General features: G+C 61.3%; 14 protein-coding genes. 5 read left to right on the top strand and 9 right to left on the bottom strand.

Annotated features, from left to right (window positions below; genetic code table 11):
* A partial coding sequence (locus ACKVY0_RS25560; protein ID WP_409217698.1) for an AAA family ATPase occupies positions 1–380 on the bottom strand: 380 nt, incomplete at its 3' end.
* Between the two features lie 254 nt (positions 381–634).
* Here ACKVY0_RS25560 and ACKVY0_RS25555 point away from each other — a divergent pair.
* The 5 genes from ACKVY0_RS25555 to ACKVY0_RS25535 are packed head-to-tail and all read left to right on the top strand — an operon-like array spanning position 635 to position 6,715.
* A complete protein-coding gene (locus ACKVY0_RS25555) occupies positions 635–1,201 on the top strand; it encodes an RNA polymerase sigma factor (RefSeq protein WP_409217697.1) in 567 nt (188 codons plus the stop codon).
* The gene (locus ACKVY0_RS25550) at positions 1,198–2,772 is read left to right on the top strand and encodes a hypothetical protein (protein ID WP_409217696.1); all 1,575 of its coding nucleotides are present in this window, start codon (positions 1,198–1,200) and stop codon (positions 2,770–2,772) included. The genes ACKVY0_RS25555 and ACKVY0_RS25550 overlap by 4 nt, the downstream gene beginning before the upstream one ends.
* A gap of 38 nt (positions 2,773–2,810) precedes the next feature.
* Positions 2,811–4,121, top strand: a complete 1,311-nt coding sequence (locus tag ACKVY0_RS25545; protein WP_409217695.1) for a hypothetical protein — start codon at positions 2,811–2,813, stop codon at positions 4,119–4,121.
* Between the two features lie 19 nt (positions 4,122–4,140).
* Positions 4,141–5,463 (top strand): hypothetical protein, encoded by a 1,323-nt coding sequence (locus ACKVY0_RS25540; protein ID WP_409217694.1) that lies wholly within the window; start codon positions 4,141–4,143, stop codon positions 5,461–5,463.
* Positions 5,453–6,715, top strand: a complete 1,263-nt coding sequence (locus ACKVY0_RS25535) for a hypothetical protein (RefSeq protein ID WP_409217693.1) — start codon at positions 5,453–5,455, stop codon at positions 6,713–6,715. Before ACKVY0_RS25540 ends, ACKVY0_RS25535 begins: the two co-directional genes overlap by 11 nt.
* A gap of 217 nt (positions 6,716–6,932) precedes the next feature.
* On the opposite strand, the gene ACKVY0_RS25530 is transcribed toward ACKVY0_RS25535, so the two are convergent.
* The 8 genes from ACKVY0_RS25530 to ACKVY0_RS25495 all read right to left on the bottom strand — a co-directional run.
* The gene (locus ACKVY0_RS25530; protein ID WP_409217692.1) at positions 6,933–10,496 is read right to left on the bottom strand and encodes a hypothetical protein; all 3,564 of its coding nucleotides are present in this window, start codon (positions 10,494–10,496) and stop codon (positions 6,933–6,935) included.
* A 77-nt stretch (positions 10,497–10,573) separates the two neighbouring features.
* A complete protein-coding gene (locus ACKVY0_RS25525) occupies positions 10,574–11,158 on the bottom strand; it encodes a hypothetical protein (protein ID WP_409217691.1) in 585 nt (194 codons plus the stop codon).
* Between the two features lie 32 nt (positions 11,159–11,190).
* Positions 11,191–13,632 (bottom strand): DUF4838 domain-containing protein, encoded by a 2,442-nt coding sequence (locus ACKVY0_RS25520; RefSeq protein WP_409217690.1) that lies wholly within the window; start codon positions 13,630–13,632, stop codon positions 11,191–11,193.
* A gap of 20 nt (positions 13,633–13,652) precedes the next feature.
* Positions 13,653–14,954, bottom strand: a complete 1,302-nt coding sequence (locus tag ACKVY0_RS25515; RefSeq protein ID WP_409217689.1) for a hypothetical protein — start codon at positions 14,952–14,954, stop codon at positions 13,653–13,655.
* Positions 14,951–16,507 (bottom strand): serine hydrolase domain-containing protein, encoded by a 1,557-nt coding sequence (locus ACKVY0_RS25510; protein ID WP_409217688.1) that lies wholly within the window; start codon positions 16,505–16,507, stop codon positions 14,951–14,953. The genes ACKVY0_RS25515 and ACKVY0_RS25510 overlap by 4 nt, the downstream gene beginning before the upstream one ends.
* Before the next feature lie 17 nt (positions 16,508–16,524).
* A complete protein-coding gene (locus tag ACKVY0_RS25505) occupies positions 16,525–18,198 on the bottom strand; it encodes a sialidase family protein (protein ID WP_409217687.1) in 1,674 nt (557 codons plus the stop codon).
* A gap of 7 nt (positions 18,199–18,205) precedes the next feature.
* Positions 18,206–19,174, bottom strand: coding sequence for a PmoA family protein (locus ACKVY0_RS25500; RefSeq protein ID WP_409217686.1), 969 nt, complete (start codon positions 19,172–19,174; stop codon positions 18,206–18,208).
* A 47-nt stretch (positions 19,175–19,221) separates the two neighbouring features.
* On the bottom strand, positions 19,222–19,562 hold a 341-nt coding region (locus ACKVY0_RS25495), incomplete at its 5' end, for a sialidase family protein (RefSeq protein ID WP_409217685.1).

Below are 19,562 nucleotides of genomic sequence, written 5' to 3'. Positions count from 1 at the left end.
TTTGGTGCCGCGCGATTGATTTCATCGGCGAGCAGCAAGTTCGTGAACACCGGCCCGCGATGAATGCGAAACTCGCCACTCTTTTGCTCGATGATCTCCGATCCGATGATGTCGGACGGCAGCATGTCGATGGTGAACTGGATGCGCTTGAAGTCGAGGTTAATGGCCTTGGCGATGGTATTGACGAGCAGCGTCTTCGCGAGACCTGGGAGGCCTTGCAGCAACAAATGCCCGCCCGTGAGCAAGGCGATCATCACGCGCTCGACGACGACATCCTGGCCGACAACGATCTTCGCGACCCGCTCACGAACTCCGGCGACAAACTGTTGTGGACTCTGGGGTTTGGTGCTGCTCGATGCAGCGGTGGTTTGGGTGGGCATGAGGGATTCAACGAACGGGAGCGGCATCCCTCTCGTTGCAAAGAATCAGTCCACTTCTCATTTAGTGGCACTTACTGTTACTGACCCGCGATCAATCGCATCGCCGCCGCCCCCCTCAAGGCGTCTGGACCTGCGGCAGCGTAGCCTGCGACGGTGCTGCAATACGTTTCTGGAATGCGTGGAGGCTGCTACTGATCCGGGTATGAATGTCACACAAGGCAGTTGAACTGTTATGTCTCCACAGCTCCGACTCAATGACTCCCGCCGACTCACCATCCGATGCCGAACTGATCGCCTCTGCGAAAGAGGGCGACCTCGGCGCATTCGATGCGCTGATGACGCGGCATTTGCATGAGGTGCGGGTGTTTGTGGCGCTGAAGGCTCCGGTGGCGGAGCTGATGGATGAGGTGACGCATGAGACGTTTGTGTTTGCGCATCAACGGTTGCGCGAGTTCCACGAAGGGTCGTTTCAAGGCTGGCTGCGTGCGATTGCGTTTCAGCTCATTCGCAAGCGCGTGCTACTGTTCAGCCGAGAGCAGCGCAATCTGGAGCGCTATGGCGAGCATGCGCGCTGGGAGGCGGCGCAGCGGGTGCTGCATGATGAATCGACCGATGATGCGGAACGGCTCGCGATTTGTCTCGAAGAACTGCCGCCACCGATGCGCGAGCTGCTGGAACTGCGCTACCGCGATGGCTGCACCTCGGAAGAAATCGCGGAGCGACTCCAGCGCACGAATGTGTGGGCGCGGCAGGTGCTCACGCGGCTGCGGCGCAAGCTCAAGGCGTGCATGGATCAACAACTCACCACCGCCACATCATGAATGAGCACGACGAACTGCTGGATGGTGAGAACGTTGATCCACGCGACGAGGACGCGCTGCGCGAGGCTTTGTATGACCAGCTTTGCATGGATGCGGCGCTGACGGCGCACTTTGGCGGTGCGAGTGCCGATGAGCGGGTGCGGCAGTCGGTGATGGCATCGCTGCAAGCCAGCGATGAGCCGCAGTTGCAGCGCCAGGTGATGCGGGATGCACGTCTGCAACGGCCACGTCGCGCACCGCAGCGGTGGCTGACGGGGTTGAGCCTCGCGGCAGCGGCGGCGGTTGTTTTCATGGGCCTTGGCTGGTGGTTGATGCGTGAGCAGCCGCAGCCATCGCAGTTGGTGAAGCAAGTCCCTGAACCGCAGGTGATGCCTGTGATCGAGAAGCCCACTCCGGTGGTGCCAGCGCCGCAACCGGTGGAGAAGGCCGTGGTGCAAACACCAGCGCCCCGCATGGAAACACCACCATCGGTAACGCCGACGAGGGAGCCGCCGAAAGCTGCGCCCATCCCCTTGCCGCCAGTGGTCGTCGCCGCCACGCCACCAGTGATGCGTGACAACACGACGACAACAGCGAACGCATCGCCGATTACTGCTGCGAAACCTGCTGCGGAAATGAAACCATCACTCGGCACACCACCACCGGCTGCGGTGGTGCCGCCGATGCCGAGGTCGGATAGACGCGATCCCGCATTGTGGCCGTTCAGCGCCAGCAGCCCGTGGAACATGCCCATCGGCAGCGAGGCGAAACTTGAAGCCATCGTTCCGACGGAGTTCGCAGCGCAGATCATCGGCTTCCAGCCGCGCACGATCTTCATCGCGACCGCGCAGCATCCCATTGTGCGCTTCAAGCGCTCGCGTGGCGCGACGATGAAGCTGCCGTTTGCGCGCGAGTGGGCGGACGCGGTCTCGATGCGCGCAGCTCCGGTGACGATCATCGAGCCGGATGGCCAGTGGGCCGTCGAGTATCATGGCCTGCGTCGCGATGGCGATGACTGGAGCGCCGCCGACATCACGCGCATCTCGCTGCTGGAAGATGGCGTCGGGCGCGATGCACGCGGCGTGGGCGAACTCGGCCTGCCCGCGCTCGCCGGTGTCATCCGCAGCGGCGAATGGCAGGGCGGCATCCATCACGTCATCGGCATCAGCGTTCCAGCGTCTCTGCTGAATGCCAAGGCGGGCGGCGGCAAAGCCTACGTCTGGCCGGTGCAGCCGGAGCAGGTGCCCGACACCAGCAGCTTCGCTAAGCGCGGCAATCTCCATCTCGGCTCACTGCTCGCGCTACCGCTGGAGGCACATCCTGTGAAACTCGGCCTCGCGGAGGGCACGCCGCATTATCAGCTCGCGCTCGCGCTTTGGAATCACGGCGCGTGCATTATCGGCAGCACCAGGGAAGGCAACGGCGGCATCAGTCTGCTCACCGAAACGCTCGCGGGTGGCAGCATGGATCGCGATGCGTTGACGCGAGTCTTCGCGCAGCTCCGGGTCGTGACCAATCACTCCGCCACCCGGCCCGGCGGCGGTGGCAAGCCGCGATTCGTGCTGGCTCCGGCTTTTGCTCCGGCAAAGTAGCTGTCACACAAACCGGCCGTCGCGTTATGCCCTCGTGCATGAAACGATTCCTTGTTCTCCTCGCCGCCGCCACTGGCACGGCCCTCTCACAAACCTCCGTCCCACCGCGCGATGACGACGCATGGTTGCGCGAGTGGGTCCGTGAAATTCAATTCTATGAGATGCTGGGGCGCACGAGCGCGGATGCGGGGCCGTCGCGTGAGGTGGCGCAGCGAGACAACCGCAGTGCTGGCGACGCACGTTCGATGTCGTCCGCATCCAACACCCTTACCGACTGGCCCGCCTTCTGGAGCCAGGGCAAAGCGAAGGGCAAAGGCCCGGTGCGTCTCACGCATCTGCCGATGCGGGTGGAGGACATCAAGATGTTCACGCCTTACGGCCTCATGGTCGGCGGACATGTGTGTCCCATCGACCACTGCTACTTTTATCCAAAGGACGGTGTGACGGTCGATGTGGTTGCGCCAGCCGACGGGTTCATCGCCGTGCTCGGCCATCGCACGCAGTTGACCGGCTCCAGCGAGCGCGGGCGCGAATACGACGACTACGCGGTGACCATCGAGCACAGCGGCACCTTTTACTCGCAGTATGACCTGCTCACCTCTCTCGATCCGCTCGTGCTCGATGCGTTGGATGCGACGACACGCGACCAGATGACCAGCAAGACGACGTCGATGCCGCAGACGCATGTGCGCATCCCGGTGAAGGCTGGGCAGGTCATTGGTAAAGTCGGCGGACGCTCGCTCGACTTCGGTGTGGTGAACTTCGAGACGAAACTCACCGGTTTTATCTCACCCTCGCTTTACGGTCACTACTCGTGGCGCGTGCATCTGGTCAGCCCGTTCGATTATCTCGATGAACCGCTCAATAAGACGCTGCAAAAACTCAGCGCTCGCAAAGCGGAGCCGCTCGGTGGCAAGATCGACTACGACATCGACGGCAAGCTTGTGGGCAACTGGTTCCGCGAAGGCAGCGGCGGCTATCCTGGCGACCGCAATGACCCGCGTGGCTACTGGATGGGCCATCTCGCCATCGCGTATCATCACATCGATCTGACGAAGATCGTCGTTTCCATCGGCGACTTCGGCGGCAAGCCCGCGCAGTATTGGGTGAAGGGCAACAAGCCTGATCCCGCGACGATTGGCGAGAAGGATGGCGTCGTGAAATACGAACTCGTTTACGGCCAGATCGGCAGCGACGGTAAGACCTACGAAGGCATTTCGACCGGCGTGCAAGGCACCGTGCTCGTGCAAGTCTTGCCTGGAAGGAAAACGAAGTTTGAGGCCTTCCCCGGTCAGAAAGGACGCGAGGTGAAGGGATTCACCGAGAATGCAAAAACCTATGAACGCTAACTCATCAGCACCCCAGGCCATGAAGTCATTGGTTATCCCTTTGGTCACTCTTCTCACCACATTGCCGGGCATGGCGCAGAGCTTTAGCCTGCTGCCATTGCAGCCCTCGGCGAGCGGCTTCAACTACCGGCTGCTAGGCGAGGCGGGTCATGTTTATGTGGTCGAGTCGAGCAACAACCTTTCGCTCTGGCAGCCGCTGGTGATGAAATCGCCCGCTGCATCGAGTCTGGATTTGCTGGATGGCTCCGCTAGCTCCCTCGCCTCGCGTTTCTATCGACTGCGTGAAGCTGCAATGTATCCGCCGGGCGCGGCGCTCGCCGATCTGCGGCAGCAGTGGAGTCGCAACTTATCTACCACCACTGGTCCGGTGCGGCTGACTGTTGCACCACTCGATCCCGCGAACATCGGCACCCTGCTGCCACTGGGCTTGATGGTGAGCGATCACGTCTTGCCACGCTCTCACACGACCTACCGTCCACCTGCTGGGAACAGCGATCCAGCGGCGTATCAAGTGCGTGCTGCGGCTGCTGGCTTCATCGTGTCGGTGGAAAATCGCAATCAGGCTAGCTTCAAGTATAAAGTGATCGTCGAGCACACGGGCACCTTCTACACCTTTTACGATGGCCTTGATTTGCTCGATTCGACGCTGGCTGCGCAGTTTACCAGCCTTGGCGCCACGACGTCGCGAATTCCCATCGCAGCGGGGCAGGTGCTTGGCACCTTGAGCGGACTGCACGGCACGGAGCTGGGCGTGGTGAATCTGGAAGTCACGCTGCCAGGACTGCTAGTGCCGGAGCACTATGAAGTGGAGCCGTGGCAGATCCATACCGTGGATCCTTTTGATTACTTCGACGAGCCCGTGCGCAGCCAGCTCATGGCGAAGAATCCGCGCACCGCACTGCCGAGCGGCGGCAAAACGGACTACGACGTGGACGGGCGGCTCGTGGGCGGTTGGTTCCTCGAAGGCACGAATGGCTATCGTGCCACCGGTCTGAACCCCCGGCACCGCGGGCATCTCTCATTTTGCCCACACTACATCGAGAGCACGAGTTTCATCATCGACATCGGCGACTACGGAGGCACCTCGCCGACCTTCGGCATCATCGGCAACGCGCCCGATCCAGCGACTGTCAGCGAGGCGAGCGGCATGGTGAAATACGAGCTGCGCTTCGTCATCAGCCCGACCTCCGCCACGCCATTCGCGGGTGGCAACAACACCGTGCAAGGCACCGTGCTCGCGCAGGTGCTGCCGAATCGCCGGCTGAAGTTTGAAGCCTTTCCCAACCAAACCGCAACGCAAGTCACCACATTCACCGCAAACGCAAAAACCTATGAACGCTAAGCTCATTCTCGCATTCCTCCTCGCCTGCACGGCGTCACTCGCCGCACAAAACTCCAATTCGCGCGCCAGCAGCACCGCCGAGCAGATCAACCAGATGTGGAGCCGTGGTAAGGCCAAAGGCGAAGGCCCGGTGAAACTGAAGAGCTTTCCGCTGCGGCTTGATGACATCGGTTACATCATCCCTCTGGGTAACATGCAGAGCGGGCACACCACGCCGAGCGATCACTTGTATTTCGTGCCGAAGGGCGCGGTGAATCAAGGTCAGGGCAACATGCGCGGCCAAGGGCAAGGAAATGGCCAGCGCCGACCTCCGGGCCAGGGCACGGGCATGGACACTCGCGATTTCAGCAAGCTCTACGACGTGGTCGCGGTCGCCGATGGCTTCATTGTCATGCTGCAATGGCGGCCCAATCCGCAGGGCGGTCAGGCGAAGTATGACCCCAGCGTATTTGATCGAGCGGTTGATTTGAAGGTCTTCATCGAGCACTCCGCGCATGTGTGGAGTTATGTCGATCACCTCGTCGAAGTGGACGCTGCCATCATGAAAGACGTGCCCGGCGGCGTGCAGCCGGGACAGCCGGTCAACGTGCGCATCCCGATCAGAGCAGGACAGGTCATTGGCAAAGTGGGCAACCAGACCTTCGACTTCGCATTGATCGACACCACGACCACGCGTAAAGGTTTCGTGAAACCCGAGCAGTTCTTGCAACGCGACCCGCAGAAGCCGCATGTCGTCGATCCCTTCGATTATATCGACGAGCCGCTGCGCAAACAGTTGATCGCCAAATGCGCCCGCAAACTTCCGCCGTTCGGTGGCCGCATCGATTATGACATCGACGGCAAACTCATCGGCAACTGGTATGAGCAAGGCACCGGCGGCTACGCGGGCCTGAACCGCCGTATCGACTACTGGGTCGGCCACCTTTCCATCGTCTATCATCACCTCGATCCAAAGATCATCGTCTTCTCCATCGGCAACTACGATGGCCGCGCTCAACAGTTCTGGGTGAAGGGAAACAAGCCCGATCCTGCGACCATCGGCGAGAAGGATGGCCTCGTGAAATACGAACTCATCTACGGCCAGCTTGGCAGCACCGGTCAATTACAGATGCGGCAGGACGGCGATCAAGTGCAAGGCACCGTGCTTTGTCAGGTGCTGCCGGATCGGAGCTTGAAATTCGAGGCATTCCCCGGTCAGACTGCATCACAGGTGAAAGCTTTCTCGGAGAGCGCGAAGCTATTCGAACGCTAAACCCATTTTTCCAGCGTCATTGCCATGGCTCCGACGCCGGACAGCCACGAAGCCCACGACTACGCCGAGCGCATCCGTGAGCGGCTGCCGCGTCGGCTGCATGAGCTGCGTGAGGCTTGCTGCCTGAGCAAGTATGCGCTCTGGCAGAAAACCGGTGTTTCGCGGGGTTTCCTCGGTTTGAACTATTCGATCACATCGAATAGTTGTCTCCACGGCATCACGTTGCGCTGCTCAGCCACTTCGATGCGATGGTGCGCAAATCAGTTTCGGAAATCGCGCCTGCGCTGGTGCCGAAACAGGCGGCTTCCACGCGCTTGAGGTCGGTTTGCAGTTCGCTCTGTTGGGCGTCCTTCAGTTTCACGAGCGGACTCGAACACAAGCGCCGCAGCAATGCGACAACGGCGAAGCCATCGACTTCCTTGGGCATGGTGAAGACATCACGGGCACGCAGCGGGCGCTCGGTTTTGCCTTTGCCGCGTAGTGCGAGCCAGAGGATCAATGCCAAGGCCAAAACCGCGCTGCCGATGATGGATGGCAAGAGATACGGACTCTTCGCTGCGACGATGGCGACTTCCTTGGCGGTCATCGTGCGGCCGATTTGCACGGCGGGTTCCTTCAGCGTCGTGAGATTCATGTCGGTGTAGCTGCTGTAGGTGACGATGGCGTCCTTGGCCTTGGGTTGCGGGAAATGGAAGGTGATCGGTGTGTCGGAGGCGCGGACTTGATCGCCATCCAGGGAGATCGTCCAGATGCGCTCGGACTTCGGCGCAACTTGATCGGCCCATGTGTTGAGTTCGGTGATTTGCAGGCCTTCGTGCGGGTTGATGTTCTTGATCGCGACGGTGCTGGCGGACTTCAAATCGAGCAGTTGCTCGATGTCGGGCACGAGGCCGCTGGCGGTGGCTTTTACTTCGAGCGTGAGGCCGCCGTTGATGTTGAGCTGGCGGTTGTCGAGGGTTTGCGTGATCTCGATGTTGCTGGCGGGACGCGCGTCGGCCTTGTCGGTGGCGACTTTGATGACGGTCTCGGCGGACTCGGCGGGGATGGTGATGGGGCCGCTGAGATCGACAAACTTCAGCTCAAGCTGCACCGGCGGGATCTTGTCAACGCTGGCGTCCTTCGCGCGGACATGCAGGTAGGCGAGAATCGTTTCATCCCAACCGGCCTGCGCGGTGGGGCGCGGCTTCACTTCAGGTGTGGCGAAGGTGAAGCTCTGGATGTCGAAGAAGGGCGCGAGCGCTTCGGTGATGTTGAGTTCCAGTTCATCGCGTGGGCCTTGTGCGGCGCGCATTTTTTTCACGAGTGCCGATGGCTTCTTCTGCTGCTGCTTCACGAGTCCGGCGTTGGCGTCGTTCGTGAGGTATTGGCCGAAGTGCGCGGCGCGGCCCATGGCCTCGGTGTGGACGATGCTGACGATGATGCCGAAGTCTTGATCGCGACCGACGGTGTTCGGGCCATCGACACGGGTTTGCAGGCGAACTTCGCTGAGCAACTCATCAAGATAAGCGACCTGTTTTTGTGCGCCGAGCGTGAAGGGATCGTCCTTGGTGATGACGAGCGAGCTGGCGAGATAGCGGTATTTCAAATCCTCGTGCAGCGGGTCTTTTTCATCGGCGAGTCGGTCGTTCACGATCTTGGCGAATATGCTGATGTGCGCCTTCGAGGCCTTGCCTGGCAAGGCGACGAGGTGCTCGCGGATGCGTGTTAAAGCGGCGCGATTCATGGCTTTGCTGAGATTGATCTGGCCGTTCGAGCTGATGCCGAGCAGGCCGTTGAACCATCCGAGGTAAGCGGCGACGTTGTAGTCGCCGGGCGCGAGTTTGGCGACCTGCATGCCATACGCGGCGGCTCCGCGATTGAAGTATTCCTGGGCTTGCAGGTTCTTCTCTTTGTAGCCCGCCATGCGCATCTTGCTGTCGCTGGCGACGAGTTCCTGGAAGTATTCAAAGTCGCCCCACTCGACGAGCAGCGTGCCTGCGAGCGTGAGCGCGCGTGAGCTGTCGCCATGGCCTGCGATCCAGCCGTCGATGAGCTTCAGCGCCGTGCCGTAGCCTTCGCGCACGAGATCAAGCGTCTGCGTTTCATCGCGCTGCGTCATGCCTGCCGTTTGCACGTCCATCTTGCGCCAGCGCTCGCCGAGGTTCTTGCTCATGCGCGAGATGATGAGGAAGAACAGTGGCTCATCCATCTTGTCCATCGGCCCGAAGACTTTCTCGATGTGTGTGGTGCGATACGTCTCCGCATTGCTGTAAGCGAGATCGAAGGCCTCGACGACCTTGCTGTAATCCGCTGGTGCGATTCCGGCCTGACGGAACAGAGCCATCATGCGCGCGAGACTCTCGACGTTTTTCTCCATCATGATGGGCGTGACGGGAATGCGCGCGTCATCGGGCAGGTTGAACTTGCGGCGCAGTTGCTCGGGGATCTGCGGGTTGTGCGTCTTTGCCCACACGCCGAGGAAGTCCTCCGCCAACGCGGCTCCAGCGCGTGCGCTGCGTTTACCGATCTCGACGATGCGCTCCGCAGCTTGATCAAAGTTCGCGCCGGTGAGGATGAGGCGCGACATGGCGACATCCATGCGATCACGCGAACTGGCAGTGAGAGCGGCGGCCCACTTGCCTGACGGCGCGTGTGGCATGAGGTCTTCGGGCAAGACGAACTTCTGCTGGTTACTCGTGGCGGATTTTTGCGTGAACGTGTTCTCGGCTTCGCCGGCCCAAACGTCGGCCATCAGCTCGATGACCTGCGTCCATGGCTGCTCGCCGGGCTTCACGAGATCGCAGAGCAAGGCCGCGACATTGGCCTGCACGGCGATGTTGGACGTTCGAGTCAGCACATCGCCATTGCGGTCGTTCTGCACTTTGCGTTCGAGTGCAGTGAGCAGCTTCATCGCGGTCTCGGGATTGGTTTTGACGAGATCGGTGAAGACTGGCGCGAGAGTGCTCAGCGGCACTTGCGTGATGATCTTCGAGATGTTGCTGATGGGCTTCTGCTTTTCCCAGCTCTTGTTTTTGCCGGTCGATGGCGCTAGCAGGTCACGGATGTTCTCGTCCCAGATGCGCTGCACCTCGCTGCGCTGTGTGCTCTCGCGCTGCTCCTGCGTGGCGACGAAGGCCATGAGTTCATTGCGCACGCCTTCATCGGCGATCTGCGCGATCTGATCGTTCCCTGGCAGGTAAGTGCGTGCGAGGTCGCGGAAGTTGCCCGCGATGAGCACTCGCGCGGCGAGCACTCGCTTCGCCGGATCGGTGCCGCCAAACTTGCCCGTGCCTTTTTGAAAGCGATCCACCAGCCAGAAGCTCTCGTTCACCGGCACGGCGATGCCGAGGAGCTGGCCGAGCCTGCGCACATTGTCGTTGTTGAGTTCGGCAGGCGCGGCTTCGGAGAGTCCGACAATGTCATCGAGCCGCACCACGGGCTTCCGATTCTCGGTGAGATCGGCGAGCATCTTGTTGTAAATCTTCACCGCGAGGTCCGGCGGCATCTGCTTCAGCTCCTCGCCAATCCTGGCCCAATCACCCGTGACGAAGCGCATGAGAAAGCGGTCGTTCGCAGGCAAGGTGGCGGGATCGCTGGTGCCGACGCGTTCGAGATGACGTAGCAGTTCGCCGGGGTCGCGCGTGAACTTTTGGTTCATGATCGACTCGTATTCCTTGATCAGCTTCGGGTCGGGCGCGGGCGGTTGAACGGGGACGGGTGCTGCTGCTAGCGGCGGCGCGGGTTGTTGCGCATGGGATGTCGCGATAGCGAAGGTGAGCACGGTGATGAGTCGGAAATGCATGAGAGTGGTGGTATTCATCTTTTACCGCACATCTTTTTGCCGGCAGAAAAATGGGCGGTAAAAAATGAGGATTGATGTCATGAGCCTGGCTTGTCGAGTTTCTCGAACTCCTGAAATCCGGCGCGGCCATCGCCATTCGGGATGGGCGCTGCGGGGACGAGTCCAGGCGGGCCGTTCAGCAAGGCAGCGGCGGCAGCTTTGCCTTTGCCACCTTCCGCTCCACCGCCTGCGGGAGTGCCCTTGGCGTCTTCTTTGATCAGCAGCGCGGCTTCGAGATTGAGCTGCTTCGGGGCGATGATGCCCTGCACACCCTGCACCGCGCGGATGGTGCTGATAGCCGCAGCCAGCGGTGGCGGGACGCCTTTCACCGTGTTCGGCGGCGTGGCTTGAATGCCATCCACTTTGTTGACGCCTTGCGCGGCAGGAGACGGTGGTGGCGGTGCTGGAGCTGGCTGCGTGACACCCGTGGGCGGTGGAGGTGGGACGGGTTGCGTCACGCCCGTCGGTGGTGGCGGAGTCACGGGCACGACAGTCGGCGGCGCGATCTTTTTGATGCTGGTGACGGCCTCCTGCTTCACGCCTTTGACGCCGTTGATCGCATCAGCGGCATGGCTGCTTGTCGCGAAGGCGAGGGTGATAAAGATGGCAGTGAGGGTTTTCATGGTTGGATTGCTTCAAAGAACGGTCTTTTGCTTCACTCTACCACCAGCTTCCCGAACTTTGTCGGCACGTGCCAGCCGGCTTTGGTTGGTGAGAAAGCCTGCAACTCGGGCTTGTTGAGATCGAGCATGCGCTGGCGACCGATGTTGAACCACCAGGGCGATTCGGTGGTCGGTTTCGTGCCGGCGATGCGGTGGCGCGGGTCAGACTGCGCCTCGGCCTCGCCGACGACGGGCAGGCGCACGCGCAGTCGCCACGAATCCGGGCCGCGTTCGGTTTTCACCTCAGCGAGGGATTTCCAATTCGAACCCGGATTGCCTTCGGCGATGGTGCCGTCGGGATTGATTTCGAGGTGGTAGTAGGAATGCTGCGGCGTCTCGATGGAGATGGCCACGCAGTCGCCGTTGTGAACGTCACCAGCGATGTTGAGCTTCTTCATCTCCGGTTCGTGGCACACGATGTCGAACACGAGCGCGTTGGCCTCCCAACTCATGAGAAAGGTCGTGGGCACGGTCGCTGGCGTATTGGCCGCGTTGTTATCCTTGAGGCGGAACTCCTTGCCGCTCGTCGCGACGGGGGCGTTGGCGCGTGCGGCGGCGAGTTCCTCATCGCGCTGCCGGTATTTGGCGATAACCTGCTCACGAGGTTGTAACTCGTCGATGATGGCTTGGATGCGTTTGCCGTAAATCGTGTCGCCCGCGGCTTTGCGCGCAGCGTCGAGCAGGTCGCGGAACTTCATCGCGACGGCGGGCGTGACATTCGCCGGGCTGCCGCGACCACGGCTGCGGCTCTGGTCTTTGAACGCGAGATTTTGCTCCGCGAAGGCGATGGCCTCGTCCATGTCCGACGCAGCGGGGCCGTAGAAATCGGCGCAGTATTGTTTCAACACGGCGTCCACATCCTGGTCCGCATCCCAGAGGAAGCGCGACTGCACATAGAGCGTGATGTGCTCCAGCGCGGGCGCGCGCCACTTGCCATTCACTTGGCTCTGCTCGCCCGTGTCGCCGATCGAGACGCCTTTGAGCATTTTCAAATCTCGCGCGACGCCGCGCGGATGCAGCACGGGATGCGCGATGGGCGTTTTGTCGCCCCAGATGTGATAGCGGTTGTTTTCGAGCCGCAGGAGATTCCCCGGCGCGATGCGTAAGCGCCACGCCTCGATGAGCGCGGTGCTTTCCGCCCAATGCTCCGCGTCGGTCATCAAAGGCCGCCCTTGATTGGAAATCCACACCGCGAGATTCGGGCTGAGCTTGGCCAGCGCTGACGGCGGCTGCACATAGGAGGTGTAAGCGCCGCAGGTCACGCGCTTCGTCGGATGGCTCTGCAAAAGCTGCCGCGCCACACGGTCGGCGAAACCCCACACGAGGTCGGACGCGGATTTGCCCGCGCATTTCTCGCACTGGCACCCGCGCAGGCCATCCACGGGCCAGATGTCCACGCTCGGCACATCGAAGGTATTGTAGAGGTAGCGCAAGTAGCGCACCGTCTCCGCCTCCAGTCCGACGGAGGTGAAACACGGCGTGCCACCCTCGCGATGCTCCGTGTCGCGCTTGCCGCCGATGAGGGCGTAATACTCGGGATGCTTCGCCTTCATCTCGGCCGACTCCATCACCGCTACGAGCCCGTGCGGTCCCTTGAGCGGACCGAGCGCCTCGTGGCACGAATTCATGCCGACACGCCGCGCCCAGACAAGATCGTCGTATTCGAAGCTGCTGAAGTTATACCAGTTCCAGTCGCGCAGCGCGAAGTCGGGCCGCACGGTCGCATTCTGAGCTGTGACGGTGAGCGTAGCTTTTTTCGGCACCACCTCACCCAACTCGCCCGGCATGAAAAAGTGCGAGCCGAGCTGCCGCAGCATCGCGTGAACCGCGTTGAGCGACCCGCTCTGGTCATAGTTCCAGAAACCGTTCTTGCCGCCCCACAACTTCGGAAAATCTTCACCATACCGCGCTGCCATCTGCGGCAGGAAGTCGGCCGGATTCCAATAAGCTTTGAAGCCCGAAGCAAAGGGAAATCCCCAAGCCGCGTCCGACTTCCCCGCCGTGAGCTTCTTCCACTCCGCCTCCGCCCGAGGCGCGTCGTTGCGCTTCAGCGGCCACGGCATCGCTTTCGGCTCAAAATCGCGGTCAGCTCCGAGCAACACGACCCAATCCGCCCCTGTTGCGATGCGATACGCGCCATCGCGCAACCCTTCCCCAACGACGCCGAGTCGCTGCGTCGCCACGCTCTCACCGACGTGAATTTTCACCCGCGTCCCCGGCGTGGGCACCGTGACGATGGGCAGCCGAGCGCTGCTCATTCTTTCGATGAACTGCCGCAGTTCGAGCGCCGCCAGCGTCGTCATGCGCGGCCTGTTTTCCGCCACGACGATCTCCGCACGCGGCTGGCCATTTTCGACGATGCAGTTGTCAGCGGCGCGGAGCACGGCGACTGGAGCGAGTACCAGGGCGGTGAGGAGGGTGAGGGGGAGTTTCATGGAATGAGTGAGGGGAGGTTTCAAAGAGTATCGAGGCTGAGGCGGGGTGCTCTGCCGAGTTGTGGAAGCAGGCTGTGATTGTCGAGGCCGAAATGGCGCTCGCTCTCGCTCATCTGCGGCTGTGTTTTTCGAGCTGCGGAGAGCTGTTCGGAGACGGCGGTGGCATCGGCGAGACGTGGAAACAAGGGGCCGAGCAGGGTTTTGAGCGCAGGGTCGAGGACCGCCGCGTCAGTCTGGAAGAGGGCGATGCCATCCACGCCTTCGTCATAATTTCGGGCGATCCTTTCGATAAAGGCGCGTGCGTTCGCCGTGACACCTTTACCGGTGACGGTGTTGGCTCCGCCGTGAAGCTTCACGCCATGAGCACGCGCCAGCTCGACATAGGGCCGGGCGGTGTCGGGGTAATCGAAGTCCCAGATCCAGAGCGGATTGAGGGCGATTTCATCCACCCAGCCTTCTTTGAGCCAGGTGCGGAGGTCCAGGCCTTCCATCAAATTCAAATCGAGCGTTGCCTCGGGGATGCGGACCATCACTGGCACCTTGCGCTTCGTTGTTTGCTCCAGTTCGCGGAGCGTGGCGCGGAGATCGCGCATGAAGAGATTCACGAAGCCAGCGCGATGCTGCGCCCACGCGAGGAACTCGCGCGAGCCGACGGTCATCTTGCGTGGATCATCGCGGCCAGCCTTGAGCCAGGGTTCAAGGATTTGCGGATGATAGCGTGCGATGGGTGGCTGGCGGCAGAAGTCGAGACAAAGACCATGCGCACCGATTTGCGCGACCTCCAGCAGCACAGCGATGCGTTCGGCGCGATACTCAGGAATGGCAAAGCTGACCTTCGTGCCGTCCACCTGTCCTCCACGATGCCTCTCCATCCACTCGGGATGCTCGGCGATGTATTTGGAGCGCAAACCACCACCGAGTGCGTCGCCATAGTGACGGTTCATGCCGAGCCGACCGTAGATGACCATGCCGTTTTTCTCGGCGAAGGCCAAAGCGGCGCGCAGCGAGCATTCTTGGCGGAATGAATCGCCGATCACCTTGGTCTCCGGTCGTGTATCGCCCGCATACATCGTGGAGGTGGGCAGTGCGCTTTGATAGTCGAGCGTGCTGCGGCCGAGCGCCCACATCACATGGCGAATGCCATGATCGAGATGCGCTTGCAGGCAGTCTGCCGAGTCGTGTCCGCTCGTTTGCTGCTTCTCATAGAGCCACTGCCAAAGCTCGGCGATGCCCCAGACCGTCTTCTTTTTCGATTCGGCAGCAGAAAGCGCTGTAACCGCGAGTGCGGTGGCGCTGGAGGTGATGAAGTGGCGTCGGTTCATGATGTTCTGGGGTGCTTCGGCACCGCCGTCATCAGGAACTCGAGCGCCTTGTCCAGCGTGGGCCGCACGCGGGGCTGCCCCTTGTAATTCCCCATGCGCACCACCACGAGATCGTGCGACGGAATGATCCACACGAACTGACCGCCCGCGCCCATCATGCCGTAGGACTCCTTTGGAATCGGCCACGCGCCGTCGCCGTTGATCCAGAACAAGCCGCCGTACACGGGACGCCCGTCGGCCACCCAAGCGGGCGCGAGCGTACTCACGAAGTCGTTGTAGTAGTCGGGCAGGATGCGTTCGCCGCCTGGCGTCACGCCGTCGTTCAAGTACAGATTGCCCAGTCGCGCCCAGTCGCGGCCCGACATGAATTCGTAGCCCTGCGTGAGGAAGTTGCCGAAGGAATCGGTCTCCATCACCATCGTGCGGACGCCGATCTTGTCCCACAGGTTGCGCTGCGGATATGAGAGGTAGTCTTCCTTCAGTTTCTCGGCACCCAGCCGGTTCAGATAGTTGATGAGCACCGGATCGGTGTTGCGGTACCGGCCGACGGTGTTGGGCGGCCATTGCTGCGGACGCGTCGCTGCGTACTTGAAGGCGTTGCCGGCACCCGTGTAGAGATACATGTGATCAGGATACGGACCCTTCGGGTCGTAGTCGGGATCGGCGTTGCTAATGATGCGCAGGCCGCTCGACATCCGCAGGAGGTCTTGGATCTTGATCGCCTGGCGCGGGTCACCCGCGGTCTGCCATTCCGGGATCGGCGCGGGCTGTTCGAGCGTATAGACACCCTTGTGAATGAGCGTGCCCATAATCGTGGAGGACACGCTCTTGCCCATCGACCAGCTCTCGAGCGGTGTGGACTTGGTGATGCCCTCGCCGTAGCGTTCGCCGATGATGCGGCCCTTGTAGGTCACGACGAAGGCCGTGGTCTCGGCCTCGGGGAGCGAGAACGCGGATTCCACCGCGGCCTTCACCTTGGCCTCGGCCACGCCTTCGGGCAGCGGCGTTGCGGGCAGACGATCCCCCATCGGCCAATCCTCTGAGTCGGCGGGCGGCAGGTTCGGCTTGACCGTCTTCGGCGTGAAGTTGAGCTTGTCGCTGCCTTCCGCATAGGTGATGCAGCCCTGGCTGCCGGTGTAAACCGCCGTGCGCACCGTGCCGTTTGGCAGCGAGACGCTTACCGTCTTCTTCACCTTGTCCACGACGGGCTTGCCCATCTTGGCGCGCGCTTCATAAGGCGCGGTGAAGTAGCCCACATGCTCTGCGGCGAAGGCGATGTCGTAGCCGGTGATGAACACGGCCGAGCACATAGTCTTGGCAAAGCCCGACGCATGGTGCGAGAGCGGGTCGCCGGGCACCAGTTCGTGCGTGGTGGGCAGCTCCAGCGACTTGCCACGGGCAATCAGCTTCTCGCGGGCGGCGTCCACGGGGGCCGCCGCGGCAGGAGCGGGTGCGGGCTCCTGCGCCGCCATGCTTGCGGCCCCGAGGGCCGCGACCAGAGTGGCGAGTGGGGTAAGCCGCAGGGCTGCGACAAGGGTGATGGTGTGTTTCATGGTGAGCGGGAAAATGGCTATGGGTTGATCCGCTCCACATCGACATACAGCGCTCGCAGAGTCGGCGCGTCGTGGATGTAGAGGAGGCGGCCCGGGCTCACTTCGCGCAACGCGGTGTAGTTGAAACCTCCGGAGTCGGTGATGACGGTGTGATGCGTCCAGGTTTTGCCTTGGTCGGTGCTGAACATGAGATTCGACCCAGGGCGGCCGTAGCTGCATGCGACCACGCCATTGCTCATGACCACCATGTCAGGCGAGACGCTGCCTTCCTCGAGCGTGATGAGCGGGGTCCACGTCTTGCCACCGTCGTGCGACCAGGTTTGCCGCAGCGGCTGAAAAGAGCTGGTTCGCTGAACGGACATCATCTCGCTGGCGGAGAAACGCACCAGGGAGGGCTCCTGACCATCGCCGAAGGTGGAGAAATGGCTCCAAGTCGCGCCGGAATCGGTGGATTTCATGAGATAGCAGGCTCCGACGCCCTTCTTGATCGTCGCGTAAACCACTGCCATGACTTCATGGTTTCCATTGTCGAAAATATCCCGGTCGAAGACGGCGGTCTGCCCGGTTTCCACGGGCAAATGGATGAGGTTCTCGAGCATGGTGAACTTCTCCGCCTTCGCGTCGAAGCGGTAGCTCATGCCGATGTAAGTGCCCGCCTCATATTTCACGTTCCAACGCGACACGCCAAGGATGTCGCCGTCTGGCAGGCGCAGATGCGGCTGCGGCGCGAAGGTTTTGAATTGCAGGTCTTTGACCGGCTGCCAAGTCTTGCCCGCATCCGTGGAGCGCAGCACGCCATAGGGCTCAAACGCGGCGTCCGGCCCCTGACCGACGCTCAGCATGAGCATGCCTTTGCCCACATCGTAAAGATACGGGCGGGTGGGCGGAAGTGGCCTGCCCTGCTTTGCGTCTGGCACAGCGATGCCGGTCCCGGGATCGTATGCTCGCACCTGATGACCGCCATGGCGCGGCTGGTCCCATCCAGGGGTGGGTGGGATCTCCCATGGCTCGCCGACGGTGATCCGCAGTTGCGGTTTGGTTGGCTCACCGGCTCGCTTGCGAAGCCCCAGCTGCACCGATTGCCAATGAGCAGCGCCCATCCATCCTGGTGAAGTGGAACCAAACTGCACGAAAGCCTCCGCGTTCTCCGCCTTCTTCCAGAACGCACCTTCACCGCGAATCTTGATCACGCCATCCACCGCGATGCTCATGTCGCGATCGCGAATGACGAGTTGGTAGGTGTGAAACTGGGTCTTCGCATCGAATAGCGCCACTCGATCATGAAACGTCGCGATCTTTTCCGGCACGAGCAGGAGTCCCTCCTGATGTTTCCCGTCGCTGACGATCAAACCCACCGGCACACCCTGCTGCGCGGGCCACATGGCCGAGCGGCCTTTTCGGGCCGCTACAGACTCCACACGCACCGTGGCTTCAACGACAATCTCAGTGCCCGGCTGTGGCTTCCATGCCGCCCGAAAAGCACCATCAGCAGTCGCCGAATCATCCACGAGATGCAGTGCGCCATTCGCCAGCTTCGCGTTCGCCGCCAGTTCGCCGACAGCTTTCCATCCCTGCTCCTGCGGCAGTGATTTCGCATCGTAGTTGATTAGCCAGGTGATGGGTTCTTCGGCGGCCTTGACTTGGCCGAAAGAGAGGAGAAGCGATGCAAGGATGCGGAGAGGGTGTTTCATAGGATGGCTATTTTTGTTTGGTGTAGTCTTGGAATCTCGCGTCCAGCGCCTCCGGCTTCGGCTGGCCTTTGGCGAAGTAGAAGCGATAGCGCAGAGTCAGGCTGTCGCCTTTTTTGATGGTGTAGTCGCCAGCGCCTGCGGGCTTGTCAGGCTCGAAGTCGTGGAGGCCAAAAGGATTCACAGCGAAGAGTCCGTAGTCGCGGGCGTGCCAGGTGGTGGGCGAACGGAGGTTGCCGGGATGGCTGAAGATGACGACACCGACGGGATTCCCTTTTGGATCAGGGCCGTAGTAGCAGACCCAGTTCGCGTGTTTGGCCCAGATGTCGTGGTCGCGGATGCCGTTGCTGTTGAAGGCGTGTCCGGTGGAGGGACCCGTGTTCACGCCGCTCTTGCTGCTGTTCATGCTGAGCGATGGGCAGAGGCGCAGGGCCATGGTGCCTTCTTTGGTATCACCGATGAAGACATCGCCCTCACTGGCCTTCAGCGTGATGTCGAAATCCAGCGTTTTCTCCCCTTCCGGCAGTGCGGTGATGGTTATGCGGCGCTCGTCGGTCATCACGGCCTTGTTGTCCGGTCCAAGCCATTGCGTCGAGGCGGTGAAGCGACCCTGGTTGCCTGTGGCCTGCACGTTGGTGAAGCCGGAGTGTGCTTGCTTGCCAAACACCTGATACTCGGCCCAGAAGTTGATTTCATTGATGCGCGAATGCCCAAACCACAGCGAGCGATGATGCGGATGATCCCCAAACATCGCCTCGCCTGGCACATCCTTTTTCATCGGAAACTCCCGCGACACATTTGCCCCCGCCGCACCAATGAGCGGATACATGTAAGGCCGCGCCACCTCCTTGGTGATGTATTCGGTGAAGAGCTGACCGTCGATCTCGACCGTCAGTCCTGCATCGCTGGGTTTGAGTGTGACGGATTGTGCCTGAGCGAGCAGTGGGATGGCGAGCAGGATGGAGAGTGTCCGATGCATGATAGAGTGGAACCGAGATTGCTTCATGAGTTATAGAGGTATCTTTCTCATTCGATCCGCCACTTTGCTTGACGCAAAGTGGCGCGTTTCCGCTCGGCAGTTGCTTCATACCAGATGGTCAGCAAGGTGCCGTCGGCGAGTTCAACCGTGCTCGGGTAACCGAGATCGCCACTGGTGCTATCTTCGGAGAGCGTAATCTCATCGCTCCACGACTTGCCGTGATCGCTGCTGATACGCGCACGATTGCCAAATGGGATGCGACGATAACCATAGCTCATCAGCAGCCGACCATCGCGCAGTCGGAGCAGGTGAGACGGGAGCCCATAGCAGACCGCATGCGGTTCGCTCCAGGTCTTGCCACCGTCGGACGATTCCGTTTGCAGCGTCC

Source organism: Prosthecobacter sp. (genome assembly GCF_046154365.1).
In the GTDB taxonomy this organism is placed as follows: domain Bacteria; phylum Verrucomicrobiota; class Verrucomicrobiia; order Verrucomicrobiales; family Verrucomicrobiaceae; genus Prosthecobacter.
Note: the sequence above shows the minus strand (reverse complement) of the source record. Positions and strands in the feature narration are given on the sequence as shown.